Annotated in this window: 19 protein-coding genes and 1 pseudogene; 13 read left to right on the forward strand and 7 right to left on the reverse strand. The window is 50.5% G+C overall.

Annotated elements, in window-relative coordinates:
• The first annotated feature begins 76 nt into the window (after positions 1–76).
• The 8 genes from infB (at position 77) to BQ8005_RS13510 (ending at position 11,604) form a co-directional block, all read left to right on the forward strand.
• Positions 77–3,055, forward strand: coding sequence for a translation initiation factor IF-2 (gene infB, locus BQ8005_RS13475; RefSeq protein WP_075318417.1), 2,979 nt, complete (start codon positions 77–79; stop codon positions 3,053–3,055).
• Positions 3,056–3,203: 148 nt separating this feature from the next.
• A complete protein-coding gene (locus tag BQ8005_RS13480; RefSeq protein ID WP_075318418.1) occupies positions 3,204–3,701 on the forward strand; it encodes a CvpA family protein in 498 nt (165 codons plus the stop codon).
• Positions 3,702–3,737: 36 nt separating this feature from the next.
• Complete coding sequence (gene sufB / locus BQ8005_RS13485; protein ID WP_075318419.1) at positions 3,738–5,192, forward strand: Fe-S cluster assembly protein SufB; 1,455 nt, start codon at positions 3,738–3,740, stop codon at positions 5,190–5,192.
• A 108-nt stretch (positions 5,193–5,300) separates the two neighbouring features.
• On the forward strand, positions 5,301–6,059 hold the full coding sequence (gene sufC, locus BQ8005_RS13490) for a Fe-S cluster assembly ATPase SufC (RefSeq protein WP_021848118.1): 759 nt from the start codon (positions 5,301–5,303) through the stop codon (positions 6,057–6,059).
• Positions 6,060–6,065: 6 nt separating this feature from the next.
• Positions 6,066–7,409, forward strand: coding sequence for a Fe-S cluster assembly protein SufD (gene sufD / locus BQ8005_RS13495; RefSeq protein WP_075318420.1), 1,344 nt, complete (start codon positions 6,066–6,068; stop codon positions 7,407–7,409).
• A gap of 27 nt (positions 7,410–7,436) precedes the next feature.
• A complete protein-coding gene (locus BQ8005_RS13500) occupies positions 7,437–8,651 on the forward strand; it encodes a cysteine desulfurase (RefSeq protein WP_021848116.1) in 1,215 nt (404 codons plus the stop codon).
• Positions 8,652–8,740: 89 nt separating this feature from the next.
• Positions 8,741–9,061, forward strand: a complete 321-nt coding sequence (locus tag BQ8005_RS13505) for a heavy metal-binding domain-containing protein (protein ID WP_021848115.1) — start codon at positions 8,741–8,743, stop codon at positions 9,059–9,061.
• A 341-nt stretch (positions 9,062–9,402) separates the two neighbouring features.
• On the forward strand, positions 9,403–11,604 hold the full coding sequence (locus BQ8005_RS13510; protein ID WP_075318421.1) for a sodium-translocating pyrophosphatase: 2,202 nt from the start codon (positions 9,403–9,405) through the stop codon (positions 11,602–11,604).
• Between the two features lie 78 nt (positions 11,605–11,682).
• Here the strand turns inward: BQ8005_RS13510 and BQ8005_RS17705 are convergent, their stop codons facing one another.
• Both BQ8005_RS17705 and BQ8005_RS17710 read right to left on the reverse strand, forming a co-directional pair.
• Positions 11,683–12,282 carry a LysO family transporter gene (locus BQ8005_RS17705; protein ID WP_075319242.1) on the reverse strand — a complete coding sequence of 200 codons (600 nt, stop codon included), beginning with the start codon at positions 12,280–12,282 and terminating at the stop codon, positions 11,683–11,685.
• A 90-nt stretch (positions 12,283–12,372) separates the two neighbouring features.
• Positions 12,373–12,606: pseudogene (locus BQ8005_RS17710) on the reverse strand (LysO family transporter); the annotation flags it as partial.
• A gap of 85 nt (positions 12,607–12,691) precedes the next feature.
• On the opposite strand from BQ8005_RS17710, the gene BQ8005_RS13525 reads away from it, so the two are divergent.
• Complete coding sequence (locus BQ8005_RS13525; protein WP_075318422.1) at positions 12,692–13,297, forward strand: ribonuclease HII; 606 nt, start codon at positions 12,692–12,694, stop codon at positions 13,295–13,297.
• Positions 13,298–13,301: 4 nt separating this feature from the next.
• Here the strand turns inward: BQ8005_RS13525 and BQ8005_RS13530 are convergent, their stop codons facing one another.
• Together BQ8005_RS13530 and BQ8005_RS13535 are read right to left on the reverse strand one after the other, a co-directional pair.
• Positions 13,302–14,228, reverse strand: coding sequence for a magnesium transporter CorA family protein (locus BQ8005_RS13530; RefSeq protein ID WP_075318423.1), 927 nt, complete (start codon positions 14,226–14,228; stop codon positions 13,302–13,304).
• Between the two features lie 239 nt (positions 14,229–14,467).
• The gene (locus tag BQ8005_RS13535) at positions 14,468–16,693 is read right to left on the reverse strand and encodes a TlpA family protein disulfide reductase (protein ID WP_075318424.1); all 2,226 of its coding nucleotides are present in this window, start codon (positions 16,691–16,693) and stop codon (positions 14,468–14,470) included.
• Between the two features lie 321 nt (positions 16,694–17,014).
• On the opposite strand from BQ8005_RS13535, the gene gpmI reads away from it, so the two are divergent.
• The 3 genes from gpmI to BQ8005_RS13550 all read left to right on the forward strand — a co-directional run bounded on the left by gpmI (position 17,015) and on the right by BQ8005_RS13550 (position 19,775).
• Positions 17,015–18,532 carry a 2,3-bisphosphoglycerate-independent phosphoglycerate mutase gene (gene gpmI / locus BQ8005_RS13540; RefSeq protein WP_075318425.1) on the forward strand — a complete coding sequence of 506 codons (1,518 nt, stop codon included), beginning with the start codon at positions 17,015–17,017 and terminating at the stop codon, positions 18,530–18,532.
• Positions 18,533–18,857: 325 nt separating this feature from the next.
• Entirely contained in the window at positions 18,858–19,439 is a 582-nt protein-coding gene (locus tag BQ8005_RS13545) for a DUF3109 family protein (protein WP_075318426.1), read from the forward strand.
• A 15-nt stretch (positions 19,440–19,454) separates the two neighbouring features.
• Positions 19,455–19,775: a DUF3784 domain-containing protein gene (locus BQ8005_RS13550; RefSeq protein WP_234984051.1), complete on the forward strand. Its 321-nt coding sequence runs from the start codon at positions 19,455–19,457 to the stop codon at positions 19,773–19,775.
• 21 nt (positions 19,776–19,796) lie between these two features.
• Here the strand turns inward: BQ8005_RS13550 and BQ8005_RS13555 are convergent, their stop codons facing one another.
• The 3 genes from BQ8005_RS13555 to BQ8005_RS13565 form a co-directional block, all read right to left on the reverse strand.
• Complete coding sequence (locus BQ8005_RS13555; RefSeq protein WP_075318427.1) at positions 19,797–21,146, reverse strand: retropepsin-like aspartic protease; 1,350 nt, start codon at positions 21,144–21,146, stop codon at positions 19,797–19,799.
• A 159-nt stretch (positions 21,147–21,305) separates the two neighbouring features.
• Entirely contained in the window at positions 21,306–21,524 is a 219-nt protein-coding gene (locus BQ8005_RS13560) for a winged helix-turn-helix domain-containing protein (RefSeq protein WP_075318428.1), read from the reverse strand.
• Positions 21,525–21,528: 4 nt separating this feature from the next.
• Positions 21,529–21,756, reverse strand: coding sequence for a winged helix-turn-helix domain-containing protein (locus BQ8005_RS13565; RefSeq protein WP_021848104.1), 228 nt, complete (start codon positions 21,754–21,756; stop codon positions 21,529–21,531).
• Positions 21,757–22,068: 312 nt separating this feature from the next.
• Here BQ8005_RS13565 and BQ8005_RS13570 point away from each other — a divergent pair, with 312 nt between their 5' ends.
• Positions 22,069–23,355 (forward strand): IS1380-like element IS942 family transposase, encoded by a 1,287-nt coding sequence (locus tag BQ8005_RS13570; RefSeq protein ID WP_055235773.1) that lies wholly within the window; start codon positions 22,069–22,071, stop codon positions 23,353–23,355.
• Positions 23,356–23,469 lie beyond the last annotated feature (114 nt).

A 23,469-nucleotide genomic window follows, 5' to 3' on the forward strand; every position in this document is an offset into this window, starting at 1 on the left:
TGAGGCACATCGAGGAAGAGGGGCGATTTATTGGCACATTAGTACATTGGCACATTAAAATCATTAAAAGTAAAATATGACGATAAGGTTAAATAAAGTAACACGAGATTTGAATGTGGGAATTACGACGGCTGTTGAATTCTTACAGAAAAAGGGTTTTGTCGTAGAGGCAAATCCGAATACGAAAATTACCGATGAACAGTTTGAGTTGCTGAAAAAAGAATTCAGTACAGACAAGGATCTTAAAATGAAGTCCGAGCGTTTCTTGCAGGAACGTCAAACCAAAGAACGCAACAAAGCGTCTGTGGCTATCGAAGGCTATGAAACGAAGGAATCCGTGAAGGAAAAGGTGGAGGAAATTAAAACTGTAATTCCCGAAGATGTACGTCCTAAGTTTAAACCTGTAGGCAAGATTGATTTGGATAATCTGGGTAAGAAACCTGTGGTTGAGAAAGAAAAAGAAGTGGAAGAGCAGAAACCAGGACCGGTTGTAGAGCCAGTTCAACCGAAGCCGGAAGTTAAAGAAATGCCTTCGGAAGAGGTTGAGGCACAAGTTGCCGAAAAAGTTTCGGAAGTAGAGCCTGTTCAGGAAACCGTGGAAGAGAAGGCTGTCGAAGCGCCTGTGGAAGAACCTCAGACTCAGGATGTGACTGAAGAGGAACACCATTCGGATGAAACAACAGACGTGAAGGTGGAAAAAGAAGAGGAAGCTCCAGTTGAAGAAACAAAGTCGGCTGATAGCTCTGAGGAGATCTTTACAATTCGCAAACCTGAGTTTGTTTCGAAAATTAACGTTATCGGTCAAATAGACCTTGCTGCTTTGAATCAGTCGACTCGCCCCAAAAAGAAGTCGAAGGAAGAAAAGCGTAAAGAACGCGAAGAGAAGGAAAAACAACGCCTTGACCAGAGACGTCAGATGAAAGAAGCCATCATGAAAGAAATCCGTCGTGAAGGCAGCAAGATGAGGGATGAAAATGACGGTGAAGGCGGTGGTAAAAAGAAACGCGTTCGTATCAACAAGGAGAAAGTAGATATCAACAACGCTTCCAGCTATCAGAAAGGCGACCATCAGAAGGGTGGAAATGCCGCCGGACAGCAACAGGGGGGCAAGAAAAATAAGGATCGTTTCAAGAAACCTGTTATCAAACAGGAAGTCAGTGAGGAAGATGTTGCTAAACAGGTGAAAGAAACTTTGGCACGCCTCACATCGAAAGGCAAGAGTAAAGGAGCCAAATACCGCAAGGAGAAACGTGAACAGGCTGCCGACCGTATGCATGAGCTTGAAAGTCAGGAAATGGCTGATAGCAAAGTATTGAAGTTGACAGAGTTTGTGACAGCCAACGAGCTGGCCAATATGATGGACGTACCCGTTACGCAAGTCATCGGTACCTGCATGAGCATCGGTATCATGGTGTCCATTAACCAGCGTCTGGATGCCGAGACCATTAATCTGGTGGCTGAAGAATTCGGCTTTAAGACGGAATATGTAAGTGCGGAAGTGGCACAGGCCATCGTGGAAGAAGAGGATGCAGAGGAAGATTTGGAACCTCGTGCTCCGATTGTAACCGTGATGGGTCACGTAGACCATGGTAAGACATCGTTGCTCGACTATATCCGTAAGGCGAATGTGATTGCCGGTGAAGCGGGCGGTATTACGCAGCACATCGGTGCTTATCACGTGACGTTGGAAGACGGACGTAAGATTACGTTCCTTGATACGCCGGGTCACGAAGCATTTACCGCCATGCGTGCCCGTGGTGCCAAGGTGACGGATATTGCCATCATCATTGTGGCAGCCGACGATAACGTCATGCCGCAGACCAAGGAGGCTATCAACCATGCCATGGCTGCCGGCGTTCCCATCGTATTTGCCATCAACAAGATAGATAAGCCGACTGCCAATCCCGATAAGATCAAGGAAGAACTGGCCAACATGAATTTCCTGGTAGAGGAATGGGGCGGTAAGTACCAGTCTCAGGATATCTCGGCTAAGAAAGGTATTGGCGTTCCTGAATTGATGGAGAAAGTATTGTTGGAGGCTGAAATGTTGGAACTGAAGGCTAACCCCAATCGTAAAGCTACAGGATCTATTATCGAGTCGTCGCTTGACAAAGGTCGCGGTTATGTAGCAACTGTGTTGGTATCCAACGGAACGTTGAAAGTAGGTGATATCGTTTTGGCCGGAACCAATTATGGTAAGGTGAAAGCGATGTTCAACGAGCGTAACCAGCGAATGACACAGGCCGGTCCGTCTGAACCTGCTCTTATTCTGGGCCTGAACGGAGCCCCTGCCGCAGGTGATACGTTCCACGTGATTGAAACCGAACAGGAAGCACGCGAGATTGCCAACAAGCGTGAGCAGTTGCAGCGTGAACAAGGTCTGCGTACACAGAAGATGCTGACGCTCGATGAAGTGGGCCGCCGTCTGGCATTGGGCGACTTCCACGAGCTGAATGTCATCGTGAAAGGTGACGTGGACGGTTCGGTAGAAGCCTTGAGCGATTCGTTGATCAAGTTGTCTACAGAACAGATCCAAGTCAACGTTATCCACAAAGGCGTGGGACAGATTTCTGAATCGGATGTATCCTTGGCTGCTGCTTCGGATGCCATTATCGTAGGCTTCCAGGTGCGTCCTTCGGGAGCTGCTGCCAAACTGGCCGAACAGGAGGGTGTAGATATCCGTAAGTATTCTGTCATCTATGATGCTATCGAGGAGGTGAAGTCTGCAATGGAGGGTATGCTTGCTCCGACATTAAAGGAACAGGTTACCGCTACTATCGAAGTGCGTGAGGTCTTCAATATCAGTAAGGTTGGCGTAGTAGCCGGTGCGATGGTGAAGACCGGTAAGGTGAAACGTACCGATAAGGCTCGTCTGATTCGTGATGGTATTGTGGTATTTACCGGCAATATCAATGCCTTGAAGCGCTTCAAGGATGATGTGAAAGAAGTCGGAACTAACTTTGAATGCGGTATTAGCCTGACTGGTTGCAACGACATCAAGGTGGGCGATGTCATCGAAACATTCGAAGAAGTGGAAGTAAAACAGACACTCTGATTCTGAATAGTTAGACTTTCAGCCGCAGACAACGCGGACGACACGGATTTTATGCTGCGCGAATCAATCGTGCTGCCGAGCTGTAGGAACGGGTGAAATCTGCGTTGTTGGTGTAGTCTGCGGCTGATTTATTTATATCATAAAAAGTATGACCACCATAGATATCATTATACTCGTCATTCTGGGGGCGGGAGCCATAGTGGGGTTTGCCAAAGGCTTTCTCAGACAGTTAGCTGGTTTGCTGGGGCTTGTAGCCGGTCTGTTGATCGCCAAGGCATTGTATGCTACCGTGGCCGAGCGGATATTTCTGCCGCTAACCGACTCGTTGACAGTGGCACAGGGCATCGCTTTCGTGATTATTTGGCTGGCTGTTCCGCTGGCATTCTTGCTGTTGGCTTTGTTGTTGACCAAGGCGATGGAAGCCGTTTCGTTAGGATGGGTCAACCGTCTGCTGGGTGCCGGATTAGGCCTGCTGAAGTCTGCTTTGCTGGTAAGTCTGCTGATTTGTGTGGTCGAATATATTGATACGGACAATACGCTCCTGAAGAAAACAAAAAAGCGGGAGTCTGTGTTATATTATCCGTTGGAAAAGTTTGCAGGTGTCTTTTTACCTGCGGCTAAAGAAATGGCTGTCGAATTCTTATGACAGTGAAATTTTGATGAACTTGAATATAGACAAGATATGCGACAAGAAGAACCTAATAAATATGTCAAGGAACTTACGCAGGAAAAGTACAAGTACGGTTTCACGACCGATGTGCACACTGACGTCATCGAGAAGGGCTTGAACGAAGATATCATTCGCTTGATTTCCGAGAAGAAGGGCGAGCCCGATTGGATGCTGGAGTTTCGCCTGAAGGCTTATCGCCATTGGTTGACGCTGGAGATGCCTACATGGGCTCACCTCCGTATTCCTGAAATTGATTACCAGGCCATTTCCTATTATGCTGACCCTACCAAGAAAAAAGAAGGGCCGAAAAGTATGGACGAAGTCGATCCCGAACTGATCAAGACCTTCAATAAGCTGGGTATCCCTTTGGAAGAACAGATGGCATTGAGTGGTATGGCTGTGGATGCTGTGATGGATTCTGTCTCCGTGAAGACTACCTTCAAAGAAACATTAATGGAGAAAGGTATCATTTTTTGTTCCATGAGTGAGGCTATCCGTGAACATCCCGATTTGGTGCAGAAGTATTTAGGTTCTGTGGTGCCTTATCGCGACAATTTCTTTGCCGCGCTCAATTCTGCTGTGTTCTCTGACGGTTCTTTCGTTTATATTCCCAAAGGAGTGCGGTGCCCGATGGAATTGTCTACTTATTTTCGTATCAATGCGCGGGGAACGGGGCAGTTTGAGCGTACGCTCATTGTGGCCGATGATGATGCTTATGTTTCCTATCTCGAAGGCTGTACTGCTCCTATGCGTGATGAGAACCAATTGCATGCTGCTATCGTAGAGATTGTAGTACATGATCGTGCGGAAGTGAAATACAGCACTGTACAGAACTGGTATCCGGGTGATGCTGAAGGCAAAGGTGGCGTGTACAATTTCGTTACCAAACGTGGCATTTGTAAAGGTGTAGATAGTAAGCTGTCGTGGACACAGGTAGAAACGGGTAGTGCCATCACGTGGAAATATCCTTCTTGTATCCTGGCGGGTGATAATTCGATTGCTGAGTTTTACAGTGTGGCTGTAACCAATAACTACCAGCAGGCCGATACGGGTACGAAGATGATCCACATCGGAAAGAATACCCGTTCGACTATCGTCAGTAAAGGAATTTCTGCCGGACGGAGCGAGAACTCCTACCGTGGACTGGTACGTGTTAGCCCTAAGGCTGACAATGCGCGTAACTACAGTCAGTGTGATTCGCTCTTGTTGGGTGACAAATGCGGTGCACACACCTTCCCTTATATGGACATCCATAACGAAACTGCAGTGGTGGAACATGAAGCGACCACCAGTAAAATCAGTGAAGATCAGATATTCTACTGCAATCAACGTGGTATTTCGAGTGAAGATGCCGTAGGACTTATTGTGAATGGTTATGCCAAAGAAGTGCTTAACAAGTTGCCGATGGAGTTTGCCGTTGAGGCTCAGAAGCTGTTGAGTATTTCGTTGGAAGGAAGCGTGGGTTAAATAAAGAACGGATAATAAAGAATTAAGAATAAAATGAGTCGGATGAGGAAGATAGGATGAGGAAAGGCAACTTTCATTCTTTATTCTTCATTCTTAATGATAAAAATTATGTTAGAGATTAAAGACCTTCATGCCAGCATCAATGGCAAAGAAATATTGAAAGGCATCAACCTCACGATTCGTGACGGTGAGGTGCACGCCCTTATGGGACAGAACGGTGCCGGAAAAAGTACGTTGAGTAATGTTCTCGTGGGACATCCCGCTTATGAAGTGACACATGGTTCTATTACCTTCAATGGCAAAGATTTATTGGCCTTGTCACCCGAAGACCGTGCTCATGAAGGTATCTTCCTGTCTTTTCAAACACCTGTTGAGATTCCTGGTGTGTCAATGGTGAATTTTATGCGTACGGCTGTCAATGAGCAACGCAAGTATCGCCACCTGCCTGCCTTGTCGGCTTCGGAGTTTCTGAAACTGATGCGTGAGAAACGGGCTATTGTGGAACTGGACAGTAAGTTGGCCAACCGCTCTGTAAACGAAGGTTTCAGCGGCGGCGAGAAGAAACGTAATGAAATCTTTCAGATGGCGATGCTCGAACCGACTTTTGCCATTTTGGACGAAACGGATTCTGGCCTTGATGTGGATGCTTTGCGTATTGTAGCTGAAGGCTTCAATAAACTGCGTACGGAGCAGACGTCTGCGATGGTCATCACGCATTATCAACGCTTGTTGGATTACCTGAAGCCTGATGTGGTGCATGTCCTTCTGGGTGGCCGTATTGTGAAGACGGGCGGACCGGAATTGGCAACGGAAATCGAACGCCGCGGCTTCGACTGGATAAAAAAAGAGCAGTTAAATGAGGAGTGAGGAATTATGAGACCCGAACAACAATACATTGATCTGTTCTCGCAGTGTGAGGCTATGATATGCCAGCATAGTTGTGAGGTAATGAATGCTCCGCGTGCTGCGGCCTTTGCAGACTTTGAGCGCCTCGGTTTCCCTACCCGTGAGGACGAGAAATACAAATATACTGATATCAGTAAACTCTTTGAACCTGACTATGGGCTCAACCTGAAACAGCTTGATATCCCCGTTAATCCTTATGACGTGTTCAAGTGTGATGTGCCCAACATGAGCACTTCGCTCTATTTTGTCGTTAACGATGCCTTTTATGACAAAGTATTGCCCAAGTCGCACCTGCCTGAAGGTGTGCTTTTGGGAAGCCTGCGACAGTTGGCGACAGAACATCCAGAATTGGTGAAGAAGTATTACGGGCGTTTGGCCGATACCGAGAAAGATGGCGTGACGGCCCTCAACACCGCCCTGGCCGAGGACGGTGTGCTGCTCTACGTGCCCAGTGGTGTGGTGGTAGAGCGGCCCATCCAATTGGTAAATATATTGCGCAGCGATGTCAATCTGATGGTAAACCGTCGCGTGCTTATCGTATTGGAGGACGGTGCACAGGCACGGATGCTGGTTTGCGACCACGCCATGGATGCTGTCAATTTCCTTGCTACGCAGGTGGTGGAAATCTTTGTGGGACGCGATGCTGTTCTTGACCTTTACGAACTGGAAGAAACCCACAACAGTACTGTACGTGTCAGCAATATGTATGTCCAGCAGGACAGCGGAAGCAACGTGCTACTGAACGGTATGACCTTGACGGGCGGTACGACGCGCAACTCCGTCAATGTTACTTTGGCTGGCGAGGGGGCTGAAATCAACCTCTGCGGCATGGCCATCGCCGACAAGAACCAGCACGTGGACAACCACACGAGCATTGACCACGCCGTGCCCCGCTGCACGTCGAACGAGCTCTTCAAGTACGTGCTCGACGACCAGGCCACGGGCGCTTTCGCCGGACTTGTTCTGGTGCGTCCTGGGGCACAGCATACCTCTTCGCAACAGACCAATCGGAACCTATGTGCTACGCGTGAAGCCCGTATGTACACGCAGCCGCAGCTGGAAATTTATGCCGATGACGTGAAGTGCAGCCACGGGGCGACGGTCGGACAGTTGGACGATGCAGCTCTGTTCTATATGCGACAGCGCGGCATTCCGATGCATGAGGCTCGTCTGCTGCTGATGTTTGCTTTCGTCAACGAGGTTATCGACACTATTCGTCTCGACGCCCTGCGCGACCGGTTGCACCTGCTGGTAGAGAAGCGCTTTCGTGGCGAGCTGAACAAATGTCAGGGGTGTGCTATCTGTAAATGAAATCAATGACAATCAATTGTTATTATTATGTATAATGTAGAAGAGATAAGGGCTGATTTTCCGATTCTCGCCCGTACTGTTTATGGCAAGCCGCTGGTTTACCTGGACAACGGCGCTACTACCCAGAAGCCCCGATGCGTAGTTGATGCCATCACTGATGAATACTACAGCGTCAACGCCAACGTCCACCGCGGTGTTCACTTCCTTTCTCAGCAGGCTACTGAACTCCACGAAGCCAGCCGCGAGACTGTCCGTCGTTTCATCAACGCCCGCAGCACTAATGAAATCGTCTTCACCCGCGGCACCACGGAGAGCATCAACCTGCTTGCCTCCAGCTTCGGCGAAGCCTTCCTCGGCGAGGGCGACGAGGTCATCGTCTCCACCATGGAGCACCACAGCAACATCGTCCCCTGGCAGTTGCTGCAGATGCGCAAGGGCATCAAGCTTCGCGTCATCCCTATGAACGACTGTGGCGAGCTGCTGCTCAACGAATACGAACGGCTCTTCACCGAACGTACCCGCATTGTCTGCGTGACGCACGTTAGTAATGTACTTGGCACGGTCAATCCGGTCAAAGATATGATTGCCACTGCCCACGCTCACGGCGTACCCGTGCTGGTGGACGGCGCCCAGAGCATCCCCCACATGCCCGTCGACGTGCAGGCGCTCGACGCCGACTTCTACGTCTTCTCCGGCCACAAGGTCTACGGTCCAACGGGTGTCGGCGTGCTCTATGGTAAGGAGGAATGGCTCGATAAACTGCCTCCCTATCAGGGCGGCGGTGAAATGATCCAGCACGTCTCTTTCGAGCGGACCACGTTTAATGAACTGCCCTTCAAGTTTGAGGCCGGCACACCCGACTATATTGGCACCACCGGACTGGCCCGTGCACTTGATTATGTTACGACCCTTGGCATGGACCGCATTGCCGCCTACGAGCACGATCTGACTGAGTACGCAACTCGTCGCCTGAAGGAAATCCCCGGCATGCGCATCTTCGGTGAGGCTGCCGAGAAGGGGAGCGTTATATCCTTTCTTGTGGGCGACATCCACCATTTCGATATGGGTACTTTACTCGACCGTCTCGGTATTGCCGTCCGTACGGGTCATCACTGCGCTCAGCCGTTGATGCAGCGCCTTGGCATTGAGGGTACTGTCCGTGCTTCGTTTGCCCTGTATAATACGAAGGAAGAAATTGATGCGTTGGTTGCCGGTGTGGAGCGCGTCAGCCGAATGTTTTGATCGGGTGTTGAAAAATAACGGCTCGCTGCAACTTTTTGCCACTGCGCTGCGTCTAATAGAAGCAAATGACTTTTTAAAACGAACGAATTATGTTATTGACAACAACTTCTATGATTGACGGCGGGAAAATCACCCGCTATTACGGCATCGTTTCTGGCGAAACCATTATCGGTGCCAATGTTTTCCGCGATCTCTTTGCCAGCATCCGTGACATTGTGGGCGGGCGCAGCGGCTCTTACGAAGAAGTGCTCCGCGAGGCCAAGGAGACGGCCCTGCGCGAGATGGAAGAACAGGCGCGCGCATTGGGCGCCAACGCCGTCATCGGCGTCGACCTAGACTATGAGACCGTGGGTGGTAGTGGCTCCATGCTGATGGTGACCGCTGCAGGTACGGCTGTGACGGTGGAGTGACGCTTCTGAGCCTCCCACATTGGGCAACGAGGGCGAGACACGTTCCGCAACGCTTTGATGCGAGGTACATGTTTCGTTCTCGTTTCGTTTTTCATTTTCACGACATATTTCTGCCTGTTTTGACAGTGCACAAGGAATAGTTCGTAGCGATGGTCCGTCCTTTGAAGTAGGCTGGCAGAGGCGTTGTCTTGTTTGTAGGTAAGAAGGGTTTTGGTTTTTGTTTTTTAACGGGATATAGCTTTTGTTCAGGCGATATTCATGGCGTACGGATTTGCTTTTTTCATTCTAAATCCATATTTTAGCGCAATCAATCATTTCGAACCTTTAAAATTGAGAATGCTATGGACCAACTGCTTTTCTGGCTGGTGCCGGCAGCTTCCGTGCTGGCTCTCGGCTTTGCCTGGCACTTCCATTGCCAGATGATGAAACAGAGTGAGGGTACGCCTCAGATGATTAAAATTGCCGCAGCGGTACGCCGAGGCGCCATGTCTTATCTCAAGCAGCAGTACAAGATTGTGGGCTGGGTTTTCTTAGGCCTTGTTATCCTGTTCTCAGTCATGGCTTACGGTTTTGATGTGCAGAACCACTGGGTGCCCATCGCCTTTCTGACGGGTGGTTTCTTCTCGGGCTTGTCGGGCTTTTTGGGCATGAAGACGGCTACGTATGCTTCGGCTCGTACGGCTAATGCTGCCCGGCAGTCGCTGAATGGTGGTCTACGCATTGCCTTTCGCAGCGGCGCGGTGATGGGGCTGGTTGTAGTGGGATTAGGTCTGCTGGACATTTCATTTTGGTATTTGCTGCTAAACGCTGTTATTCCAGCTGACGTACTGACGCCTACGCACAAACTTTGTGTCATTACTACTACGATGCTGACCTTCGGTATGGGTGCATCTACGCAGGCACTGTTCGCTCGTGTGGGTGGTGGCATCTATACGAAGGCTGCCGACGTAGGTGCTGATCTGGTAGGTAAAGTTGAAGCAGGTATCCCTGAGGACGATCCGCGCAATCCGGCGACCATCGCAGACAATGTGGGCGACAATGTGGGCGACGTAGCTGGTATGGGTGCCGACCTCTATGAAAGTTACTGTGGTTCCATTCTCGCTACGGCGGCACTGGGTGCAGCGGCCTTTATTCATTCGGGGGATACGATGATGCAGTACAAGGCCGTCATTGCACCAATGCTCATCGCGGCGGTGGGAATTATACTTTCCATCATTGGTATCTTCTCGGTACGTACGAAGGAGAATGCCACGATGAAAGATCTGCTTGGTGCGCTTGGCTTTGGTACAAATCTCAGTTCGGTACTTATCGTTGTGGCTACGTTCCTCATCCTTTGGCTGCTTAAGCTCGATAATTGGATGTGGATTTCCTGTTCTGTCGTCGTGGGGCTACTGGTAGGCATCGTTATTGGTCGTTCGACGGAGTACTATACTTCGCAATCCTATAAACCCACGCAGCGCTTGAGTGAAAGTGGTAAGACAGGGCCGGCTACGGTCATTATTTCGGGCATCGGGTTGGGTATGCTTTCTACAGCCATTCCAGTAATTGCTGTGGTGGTGGGTATCATTGCTTCCTATCTCTTTGCCTCAGGTTTTGATTTCAGTAATGTAGGTCTTGGTCTGTACGGAATTGGTATTGCTGCTGTAGGTATGCTTTCCACGCTGGGTATTACGCTGGCTACAGATGCTTACGGTCCTATTGCCGACAACGCCGGTGGTAACGCTGAAATGTCCGGACTGGGCGCCGAGGTACGCAAACGTACTGATGCCCTTGATTCGCTAGGCAATACGACGGCTGCTACGGGCAAGGGCTTTGCTATCGGCTCTGCCGCACTGACGGGGCTGGCATTACTTGCGTCGTATGTCGAGGAAATCCGCATTGGCCTGACCCGCTTGGGAACGACCGAAATTTTTGTAGGTGATAAGGCTATTCCACTTCAGGATGCTACATTCTTCGATTTTATGCATCACTATGATGTGACGCTGATGAATCCGAAAGTCCTCTCGGGTATGTTCATCGGCTCCATGATGGCCTTTCTCTTCTGCGGTCTGACGATGAATGCCGTGGGCCGTGCCGCCGCACACATGGTGGACGAGGTGCGTCGTCAGTTCCGCGAAATCAAAGGTATCCTCACGGGTGAGACTGAACCCGATTATGCACGGTGCGTAGCCATATCGACCAAAGGTGCACAACGTGAGATGGTGGTGCCATCGCTCATAGCCATCATTGCTCCTATTCTGACAGGCCTTATCTTTGGCGTACCGGGTGTATTAGGGTTGCTTATCGGCGGATTGAGCAGTGGCTTTGTACTGGCTATCTTCATGGCAAACTCGGGTGGTGCTTGGGACAATGCCAAGAAATACGTGGAGGAAGGTAACTTTGGTGGCAAGGGGAGCGAAGTGCATAAGGCTACCGTAGTGGGTGACACGGTGGGTGATCCGTTCAAAGATACTTCTGGTCCCAGCTTGAATATCCTCATTAAGCTAATGTCGATGGTAGCCATTGTGATGGCCGGATTGACGGTTGCATGGAGTCTCTTCTAGGGAAAGGATGCGAAAAAAGAAGGACAGGGAGTACGTGTGGCAACTCTCTATCCTTTTCTTTTTATAAGGCGTGAGCTCTCATAGCGAGCAGAATAACGTTACGAGGAACGGTACACTGAAGTCCGTTACAAATCCGTGGAAGATAGACACAACGACGAATTCCTGCCCCGAAACGCGGGTGATGACGGGCAACGTCGTATCCATCGTCGTGGCGCCCCCGGCGGAGATAGGAGCTAACGGGCCGAACCATCGGGCAAGCAATGGAGCAGCAAGTAGTGTTAACAACTCTCGGCTAATGTTGGCCAGCAGTGCAATGGTGCCCAGCTCGGCGCCGCGATATTCGGTGATGAAGATACTCGACAGGGAGTAATAGCCGAAACCCGAACCGATGGCGAGGCAGTCCGTCAGGCTACGATGCGTCAGCAGCAGGCTTACGACAGCTGTTCCTGCCAGTGTACCGAGGATAGTCATTACGGGTAAAAATACTAGCCGTGGGTTTAGTGAACGGAAGTTTTTCAGCGTCTGAGGGTCGTTCCCTACACTGATCCCTACACACGTCATCAGGCCGCAGAGTGCATAGAAGCTGACACGGCTACCCACATGTCCAGGGACGATTCCCATAAGGCTACATAGTACGCCCAGCACGAAGAAGCCTACGATGACGAGGCTTCCTTTCAGAGCGTGCAGCGTATCGCTTTGTGCCGGCTGGGATGTGTTGGTTTCCGATGGCCTCTTCTTTTTTCCGTCCGTCAGTGCCTGCCATAACAGTCGGGCTGCTGTTACGCTGCCCAACGTACCGCCTAGGGTCAATACCACGGCCTCCAGCCCGATGGTGTGCAGGCCGCGGATAATGGCTTCGTTGCCACCCACCTCGATGCCCAGCAGGAAGAGCAGCGCCCAGATAAGCACGGTGATGGCTGGATGGATAAAACTCAGGTTGCGTTTGCGCAATAGAAATCCTGTCAGCATACCTGCCAGCATGAGTCCGATAACTGTGAACATATCTAAATCTTTAGGATAAAAACGGGGCAAAGATAACAATATTTTGTCAGCTTCCTCTTATCTTTGCGTTGTGTAAAATAAGACCATGTTACTTCCCTATCTGAATGCCGATCTGACGGAGGCTGGTTGCGATGAAGCCGGTCGCGGTTGCTTGGCTGGAGCTGTTTATGCCGCTGCCGTCATCCTGCCGAAGGATTTCCGTAACGAGCTGCTCAACGACTCCAAACAATTGACCGGGCATCAGCGCTACGCCTTGCGCGAGGTTATCGAACGTGAAGCCGTAGCATGGGCTGTCGGTGTCGTTTCGCCGCAGGAAATTGATGAAATCAACATCTTAAACGCTTCGTTCTTGGCCATGCATCGTGCCATCGACCAGCTCATTGTTCGTCCGCAGCACTTACTCATCGACGGCAACCGTTTCCGCAAGTATCCAGATATTCCCCATACCACGGTAGTGAAAGGCGATGGCAAGTATCTTTCTATCGCTGCCGCGTCCATCTTGGCCAAGACCTACCGCGACGACTACATGAACCGCTTGCACGAAGAATTCCCCTGCTACGGATGGAACCGCAATAAGGGCTATCCCACAAAAGAGCATCGTGCCGCCATTGCCGAGCATGGCACGACGCCCTATCATCGTTTGTCGTTCAACTTGCTGGGTGACGGCCAGCTCTCCCTGGACTTCGGTTGAGATATCAGAACCACTTGATTCGCCTGAACCACACGAATGTCCCTGCCGAGATGGCTGCTGACAGTAGTACGATGAACAGGAAAGCATGGGGGAACGAATCCAGATGGATGTCTACGTTCATGCCGTAGAAACTGGCGATTACAGTGGGTATCATCAGTGTGATGCTGAGGCTCGTCATGCGTTTCATGATGTCGTTCACGTTGTTCGAGATGATGGAAGCAAAAGCATCCATTGTGCCAGTGAGGATGTCGCTATAGATGTTCACCGTGTTGTAGGCTTGGCGCAGTTCGATGACGGCGTCGTCAAGCAGCTCCATGTCCAGCATGCCGGTGTTTTGGAAGATGTTCTTCAGGCGGCCTATCAGTACCTCGTTGCCGCGGATAGAGGTGTCGAAGTAAACGAGCGTTTTCTGGAGCTTCATCAGGCGCAGCAGGTCTTCGTTGCGGATACTCTTTTCCAGTTCTTTTTCGGCGTTGGCCACTTCGTTGTTGATCTGCTTCAGGTACTTCAGGAACCAAACGGCCGAGGAGTAGATGAGGCGCAGAATCAGTTCCAGCTTGTTGTTTACACAGATGTTCTTGCGGCGCGTATGCTGGATGAAGTCCGGCAGCAGTTCCGTACGATGATAGCAGACGGAGACAATGATGTCGTTGTTGGTGATGATGCCGATGGGCACGGTGATGAAGGGAATCTGCGGATTGCTGCTTTGCATGGGGATGCGCAGGATGGTGAGCAACCAGTTGCCTTCGGTTTCGGTACGGGGCCGTTCGTCGGCGTCGGCAATGTCTTCGAGGAAAGATTCGGGAACGTTCAGCTCGCGGGTGAGGAACTGGAAATCGTCGTGATCGGGGCATTCTACGTTTACCCAGCAATTGGGCGCCCACAGAGGTTTCTCAACGAAACCGTTTTCGCTGTAGAGATACTTTCTCATCGGTTAAGGCCTCCTTTCTTTGGTTGCGTACGGAGGCTGGCGATGCAGAAGTTCTCCGTCCGCGGTTAGGGATTCATACTGTTGTTACACGTTCGTGGATTGGAATCGTCCATATCTGTTGTTCTCAATTTTATTTTTGCGGCGTAAAGATAGAAAATCGGAGGCATTTGCGGTGTCTCCGATTCTGTTTTTTAGGTTTTGTTTCGATTTTCACGATGTTGCCATCTGAGGAAACAGGTTTATTGTTTATCCTCAAAACGTCGTTTCAGGAAGTCGGCCAGGTTGTGGGCACCCACTTCTTCGGTAGAGATGCTACCATCTTTCTCCACCACTACGTAATGTGGAATGCCGTTGAACTGGAAGAGCTGGCGCATGTACTTGTATTCCGTGTCCGACAGGCGGTAGCAGGCCTCGCCTTTCAGGTGCTTCTCCACATAGTCCGTATAGGATTTCTCGGGCGATTCGGTTTCGCTGGTGATGTAGACAAACTGGAATTCGGGATGGTTATGGTATTGCTTGCGCAGGTCGGCTGTGGCTTGTATGCCTCCCCGGCAGGGACCGCAGGTGGTGGCCCAGAAGTCGACAAACAATACCTTGCCTGCATGAGGAGCGATGATGCGGCGGAAGATGTCGGTGGCTTTCCCCTCAGGCAGCTGATAGGATGCAGGTCGGGTTTCGGGACACAGCTTTTCCAGCAGATTGCGGGCCGTGGTTCGCAGGTAGGGATGGGTAAGGGTCTTCTCCATCCGGCTGAGAAAGATCTCGGCATCCTGTCGCCGCTTCAATACATTGGACAGCGTAGAACGCAGGTTACGCACACAGGCTACCTGCCAGAGGAAAGACGAGGGCGTGGCGCACAGACTGTTGATAATACTGTCTTTTTTCTCATAAAATCTCAGTTGGAGCCGCAGCATCCTTTCATCGGCAGGCAGGGCTTGGAAGGTTTCATCGTTCTGCAAGTTTTTCTGATCCTGATAGACAGCGGAAAGGGGACTCATGAACTCAAAGCGGTTGATGAAGATTCCAATAGACAAATCTGCCAATGCCGACGGTTCATCCAAAGGTATCTCTTTCAGGAAATGGTAGTACGAAGCGTCGGGCTGTACCTTCAGTGCTTGGTTGGTGCTGTCTTGCTGTGCATAAAAACTGCGCATCAATTGAAAATAGAGGAAATACCTTCCTTTTTGGAGGTTCATGTGGTTGCGTATCAGCGACGCGGCTTTTTGCGAAGGGGCATAGAGGCGGCAGAGCGAGTCGGCCTGCTGTTGCCATTGGGCCACAACGGGTTTCAGTTGTTCTTGGAATTGGGCAGGCGTCAGTGTCTTTTGCGCCTTGTCCTGTTTGGCGTATGGATACTCAAAATACTTGCTCAGCGTAGTGGCGAGGTAAGATAGGTCGGCTCTTCTTCCCATATGGGCTGTATGAGGGAGCGGATAGCTGTTGTCGCGTGCCCGGCTGCGTGCCATGAGGTCTTCCCAGTTCAGGTAGAGGGTGACGGTGTCGCCCGGCTCGGCATAGTAGGGTATCCAGTTGTTGTTGAGCAACAGGTTGTGGCAGATGGGATGTTGCAGGACAAACTTACACTGAAAGCTACCATCGGGTTTGATGGGAACAACCACGGGATATTCCTGACCGATGATATTGTCTTCCAGATACAGGATGCCGCTGTCGAAGCCCAGCCTCGGGTCGTAGCCATCCAGGTAGCCTTGTAGGCAGACGCTGTCGCTGCGGAAGAAGTCGTCGCCGTAGCCGTTGTCGGCTTCCACGGCAGGTGTGTCGGGGCGGGTGCGGATGTAGCGTTGCGGCTCGCCGCCGTCAAGGGCGATGAGGCAGGAACCGTCCTTGCGGGGTGTCAGCTGCAGCGTTACGGAAGAGCCGTCGGCGCGGCTTTGTGCAGCCAGTATCAGCCGTTTGCCTTTCTTGCGACATTCCTTCAGGTCGTACAGACGGTTGTTTGCGATGACGAGTGAGTCGTAGATGCCATACGCCCATCGGCCTTGTGTGTCGTCGGCAAACCAGTTGCCTTCCACCGACTTCAAGGGCTGTTTGTCCTTGGGAGCGGGGACGAGCGAGATGTCGTAAGTATTGCTTTCGTTACCGTTTGGGTCAATCAGGTGGATGGTCTCTGTTTCCTTGGGCAGGGGCTCGAACAGCAGGACGAAGTCCGTTGTACCCGAGTCGGGCATGACGATTTTTTCTTTCAGCTGGATGCCTTCGGCTCCCGTTTGTGCGTAGCGTTTGCCAGTGGCGGCATCTTCCAGATAGCTGTCGCCGTCCTCCATGATCCACCAGTGCGGGCGGAAGATGGCGTGGATATAGACTTTGGTACACTGGGGCGTCCGTTCGATGCGGGTGATGTTGCGGATACTGCCGTTGCGGGCCTTGAACGTGGGGTTCTCGATGGTTTGTGCCGTTAGCAGGAGTCCCGACAAAAGAAACAAAAGACTGCAAAAGATTTTTTTCATTGGATTCATGGTGATATCAGTATTGGTTATATCTACTTAAGTTTCGTACAAAGGTAAAAAAAAGGCAGATAGATGAAAAATATCGTGTAGGAAAATGATGTGAAGATTGATATTTCTTTTGTTCTCTTTTCAGGAAAGAGGCCGTAGCATCGGATGCTGCGGGGTAAAACTTACTGAGAGGGTGCGGATAAGATAAGAGTAGCGAAAGCAGGTTTCTTTGCCAACTTAACATAGATTAATCCCTCAGATACGCATCTTTTTTTGTAACTTTGCGGGCGAAAAGAAATAAGACAGATTCAAACTTTAAATACTTTAAGCATTATGGCAAAGAAAGCTCTTTTAATGATTCTCGATGGTTGGGGTTGTGGCGACCATCAGAAGGACGACGTGATCTTCAACACTCCCACGCCTTATTGGGACAGTCTGCTGGCCAACTATCCGCACTCACAGCTCCAGGCGAGCGGCGAGAACGTAGGTTTGCCCGACGGTCAGATGGGTAACTCTGAAGTAGGTCACCTGAACATCGGTGCGGGCCGTATCGTTTATCAGGACCTCGTGAAGATCAACCGCGCTTGTGCCGATGGAAGTATCCTGAAGAATAAGGAAATCATCTCTGCCTTCTCTTATGCGAAGGAGAATGGCAAGAACATCCACTTCATGGGTCTGACTTCGAACGGCGGCGTTCACTCTTCGTTCGACCACCTGTTCAAGCTCTGCGACATCGCCAAGGAATATGGCCTGCAGGATACGACGTTCATTCACTGCTTCATGGACGGACGTGATACCGACCCGAAGAGCGGTAAGGGCTTCATCGAGCAGCTGACCGCCCACTGCGCACAGTCGGCCGGTCGCATCGCCAGCATCGTGGGCCGCTTCTATGCTATGGACCGCGACAAACGTTGGGAGCGTGTGAAGGAAGCTTACGACTTGCTCGTCAACGGACAGGGTCGCGTGGCTACCGACATGGTACAGGCCATGCAGGAGTCGTATGACGACGGCGTGACGGACGAGTTCATCAAACCCATCGTAAATGGCGCTTTCGACGGCACCATCAAGGAAGGCGATGTAGTGATCTTCTTCAACTACCGCAACGACCGCGCTAAGGAGTTGACCATCGTACTGACCCAGCAGGATATGCCGGAGCAGGGCATGCACACCATCCCCGGCCTGCAATACTACTGCATGACGCCGTACGACGCTTCGTTCACAGGCGTACACATTCTCTTCGACAAGGAGAACGTACAGAACACACTGGGCGAATATCTGGCCAACAACGGCAAGACGCAGCTCCACATCGCCGAGACGGAGAAATACGCACACGTAACCTTCTTCTTCAACGGTGGCCGCGAAACTCCGTATGCCAACGAAGACCGTATCCTCGTTCCTTCTCCGAAAGTTGCTACGTACGACCTGAAGCCTGAGATGAGCGCTTACGAAGTGAAGGACAAGCTGGTTGAGGCTATTGGCACCCAGAAGTACGACTTCATCGTGGTGAACTACGCCAACGGCGACATGGTAGGCCACACGGGTATTTACGAGGCTATCGAGAAGGCCGTTGTAGCCATCGACAACTGCGTGAAGGATACCGTTGAGGCTGCCAAGGCCAACGGTTACGAGGTGATCATCATCGCCGACCACGGTAATGCCGACCACGCTCTGAACGCCGACGGTACACCCAACACCGCTCACTCGCTGAACCCCGTGCCCTTCGTTTACGTGACGGACAACAAGGACGCCAAGGTAGAGAACGGTGTGCTGGCCGACGTAGCTCCGTCCATCCTCCACATCCTCGGCATGCCTCAGCCTGCTGAGATGACCGGTAAGGATCTGATTAAGTAATTATTCGGAAGAATATAAATGAATAGAGGGCAGGCAGAAGGTGCTGATATAAAAGATTCCTTCTGTCTGCCCTTGTATTTTTAAGGAATGTCTTCCTTCACGAGGGGCACTGTTTACTCCGTTTGTACTGTCAGTTTAAAGCCTTTGTACTGTCAGTTTACTCCGTTTAAACTACCAGTTTAGTACGTTTAAACTGCCAGTTTATCAGCATTAAACTGAGAGTTTATTTTTCTTAAACCAAAATAAACTGATATATATTTGATTCATAACGGTTTATGTGAACGCCCGATTGTGAGGAAAGTCTTTGATAAAAGAACGGTAATTTATGATACAGATAGACGATGTAGTGGTAAGTCTCGACGTGTTGCGCGAGAAGTTTCTGTGCGACCTGTCTGCCTGCAAGGGCGAGTGTTGCATCGAGGGAGATGCCGGAGCGCCGGTCGAGCTGGACGAGGTGGAGAAGCTCGAAGAAGTGCTCCCCGTGATATGGGACGACCTCAGCCCCGAAGCGCGGGCCGTCATCGACCGTCAGGGGGTGGTATATACCGATTGTGAGGGCGACCTGGTGACGTCCATTGTCAACAACAAGGATTGCGTCTTCACCTGCTACGATAACAAGGGGTGCTGCTATTGTGCCATCGAGAAAGCCTTCCGCGAAGGCAAGACCGACTTCTACAAGCCCGTTTCCTGTCACCTCTATCCCATCCGCGTGGGCGACTACGGGCCCTACAAGGCGGTGAACTACCACCGTTGGGATGTCTGCAAGGCCGCCGTCTTGCTGGGGCGCAAGGAGAATGTTCCTGTCTATAAGTTCCTGCGCGAACCGCTTATTCGCAAGTTCGGCGAGGCGTGGTACTGCGAGCTGGAGCTTGCGGCGGAGGAGCTGGAGAAGCAGGGGATGTTGTAATTAAATAAATATAGAATGATGGATAGTTTGTTTGTCTGGCTCTTCGCAGCCATTTTTGTTCTTCTGGGTCTGCTTGTACGCAAGTATCCCAAACTGATAGCCGGGTATAATACGATGTCGCCCGAACGGCAGAAGCTGGTCGATGTCAAGGGACTGACGACTTTCATGTGCCGGGCGTTTTGTGTCATCGGGCTGCTTGTAGTCCTTGTTTATTACCTGCTGTTGTGGGACGGGATAGCCGAAATGGCGGCCAGGCTGGTCAGCATAATCGCGGTGCCCGTTGTCGGCTCGGTGGTGATGGTAGCCGGTGCCCAGCGTTATGACCACGGGCGATGAGGCGTGGTAAATGTTCGCGCCTCATTCCGCGTCGATATACATCTCTTCCAAATTTAGCGTCACGTGGCGGAATCGCTCCAGCAGTCCTAATCCGATAATGCCGTCTATATCGCCGATGCCAAACATTTCTCCAACGGGCTGGCCTGTGTGCAGGTCGAGGCCCGTGCTGGCGTGTACGTCTTCAATGGTCGCTTCACCTCGCCCGATGCGGTAGGTGAGGTGGGGGATGCGATAGGTCTTCTGCCTGCTCACGCCCCCGATGCCGGCCATGCGGAGCGAGTCAGGCTGACCCTGTGCCTCCACTTGGGTGCGGTGAGTGGCATACCAGCGGGCGGTCAGGTCGCTACCATACGAGCCCGTGTCGAGATGCATGTACATCGGGCGCCCCTCGTCGTCGCGGCTCTCCACACGCAGACCTTCGCTATCCGTGCGCAGCAGGTTGCTTTCACCTAACGGATTAGGTGTTGGCGTGGCGGGAATCACCAGTTCGCGGTGTTCAAAATCAAACTGCACTTCTTTCATGCTCAGCATAATGGGGAGGCCGATGACGGGCTGGAGCATCCCTCCGACGCTGTCGGCTTCGGCATCGCCCGTGCGTGTATCGACAATCAGAAAGGGAACATTCTGCCACGTCATCGGGCCGATGCACAGCGTGTCGGCTATAGCGATGCGTCCTTGCTGCCTGCCGATGCCCTGCATGTCGATGCTGATGTCTGTCAGTCGTAGGCCACACGCTTCGGCCTGGTTGCTGCTGATGATGTTCATGCCAGCACCGGTGTCGAACACTACCGGTTCGCTTGTATCGTTGATGCGTGCATCCAACATTAGGAAGTGTCCCTGCTTCTTGTATCCCTTGTGCATGTCGTCGTTGAATGTAAAGGGAATGTGATATTCACCTGCCGGATGAAGCGGGCGGCAGAGGGGCGACTCGCGGGCATACATTGTGTAAAGGTCGGCCGCCTTGAGGATAGAGGCTGTGGTAGCGGTGTCCACGCCCTGTGCTTGTAGCTGCTGGGCCAGGCTCTGCATCAGTGCGGCCGCTTCTTCATATCGGCCGCAGCGTGTCAGGTTGGTGGCCATCAGTGCTGCCATGTTCACGGAGTTTTGTCCACCTATTTCTTCCTGATGTTCGTTCAGCACTGTGCCGATGGCGACGCAAGCCGAGTCGGGGCGGTTGAAGTAGTGGGCCGTCATGGCCGTTCCCATCCGATAGAGCAGGGGACTGACGGAGTCGCGGGGTGTCACCTCCATCGTGCGTTTCAATTCGAACCAGTTGCTTTCGTTGATGAGGGTACCGATGCGCGTGTCGGCGGTTTGTGCGAGGGCTGTCTGCGCGGTGGCGAGGCAGATTGCCAATAATAACTTCTTCATGGGTTTTCCGTTTTTGCTTTTCGGGCTTAAAGATGGAGTTTTTGTCGGAACGCGCCAAGAAAACAGTCTTATTAAGTCTTAACTCCGATGGAAAAGAAGAGCGCCGGAGCGGAAGCGTGTCCCGTCCGGCGCATTTGTTCTTTCTTGCCGTATTCTGCCTTAATAGTAGACATTGACGGAAAGGTAAAGGAACTCCGTACTGTTCTTATCCGTTTCGAAGTAGACTTTATCCTCGCGTGCCAGCCATCCGATGGCGGCGTTCAGGTCTCTGTCCGTCAGTCCAGAGGCTTTTTTCAGGTCTTCGTAGCTCCAACGCTTCCCATTGTTCAGCAGTTTCCAGACGATGCCGGCGTTGTTTCCGATAGTGTATTTATCCATAAAATTAACCGATATAATAGTTCAATTCAATATAGATTACGTTTCTTCTTCCGACTTTTGTTTCGTCGATGGTCAGTTTTCCTTCACGTGCCAGCCATCCGATAGCGGTATTGATATCTCTGTCCGACAGTCCTGTTTCTTTCTTGATTTCTTGGTAGTCCCATTTTCTGCTTTCGCTTTGGAGTAGTCTCCAGATAATTCCTGCATTTTCGCCGATACTTTGTACGTTCATAAGCTAAAATTTAAAATGTTTTTATCCTACTTATCACAAACCGTTCGGGGCAGCAATGTGTTACCCTCGCGGGAGGTCGGGTTGGTTTTCGAAGCGCCGTATTTTCTGTTTTTTTTGTTACAGAAGGCTCCCTTCTGCTACCAATTTGTGGCAAAATTAGACTTTTTAAATTATACCTTAATTCCGCAACACTATAGTTTAACATTATTTATAAGTGCCTGAGCAACAAAAAGTTGCCCAGGATTTTGCCATGTCAGAATTTTCACTTACCTTAGTGTTGCGAAAAGAAGACAAGCAAAACTCTAATATGACATGGCAAAGATACAAATAAAATCTGAGAAACTCACTCCTTTTGGAGGAATTTTTTCTATTATGGAGCAATTTGATGCTCTTTTAGCTCAAACCATAGATTCCACCTTGGGATTGAGATGCACTATGTTTGGTTATCAATATAGCGAAATTCTACGCTCTCTGATGTGCGTATATCTTTGTGGCGGCTCATGTATTGAGGATGTTACAACTCACTTGATGAAACATTTGTCTCTTCATCCAACTCTTCGCACTTGCAGCGCAGACACCATATTGCGTGCTATCGAAGAACTGACTTGTAAGAACATCACCTATAAATCTGCTTCTGGCAACTCCTATGATTTCAATACTGCAGACAAGATGAACTGCTTATTGATCAAAGCCCTGCTTGCTACTGGTCAATTGAAATCCGGTCAAGAGTATGATTTTGACTTTGACCATCAGTTCATTGAAACAGAGAAGCATGATGCAAAACCAACCTACAAGAAGTTCCTGGGCTATAGTCCAGGTGTGGCAGTCATTAACGACATGATTGTCGGTATTGAAAATAGAGACGGCAACACAAACGTGCGCTTCAACCAAAGAGAGACTTTGGAAAGAATCTTCAAGCGACTGGAGGCATCAGAAGTATATATATCCCGTGCCCGCATGGATTGCGGCTCATGCTCGGAGGAAATCGTAGATATGGTAGAGGCTCATTGCAGGCATTTTTATATTCGTGCCAACAGATGCTCTTCCTTCTACGATTCCATGTTTGCCTTGACTGGATGGAAAACTGTTGAAATCAACGGTATTGAATTTGAGCTGAATTCCATCCTTGTTGAGAAATGGAAAGGAAAACCGTATCGTCTTGTCATACAGAGACAAAGGCGAATAGATGGAGACCTTGACATTTGGGAAGGCGAATATACCTACAGATGTATACTGACTAACGATTACAAGTCGAGTGCAAGAGACATCGTGGAATTCTACAATCTTCGTGGTGGCAAGGAACGCATCTTCGATGACATGAACAATGGCTTTGGCTGGAATCGATTGCCAAAATCGTTCATGGCACAGAATACTGTATTCCTGCTTATGACAGCTCTCATCAGAAACTTCTACAAAGCTATTATGCAGAGATTGAAAACCCATGAATTTGGATTGCGTGCCACCAGCAGAATCAAGACCTTTGTTTTCAAGTTCATCTCTGTTCCTGCGAAATGGATTAAGACATCACGTAGGCATGTATTGAATATTTACTCAGACAACAATGCTTATGCCAACCTGTTCAAGACAGACTTTGGTTAAAGACCATGCTTTTCTGGTTAAACCAGCGTATTACCTCAAGTCGCTTTATGGGGTAAGGGGATTTTGTGTCTGCGACATTTCTGTTGTGCAAGAAATATGTACAATAAAATGAAT

The sequence above is a fragment of the Bacteroides togonis genome, from assembly GCF_900130135.1.
In the GTDB taxonomy this organism is placed as follows: Bacteria; Bacteroidota; Bacteroidia; order Bacteroidales; family Bacteroidaceae; genus Bacteroides; species Bacteroides pullorum.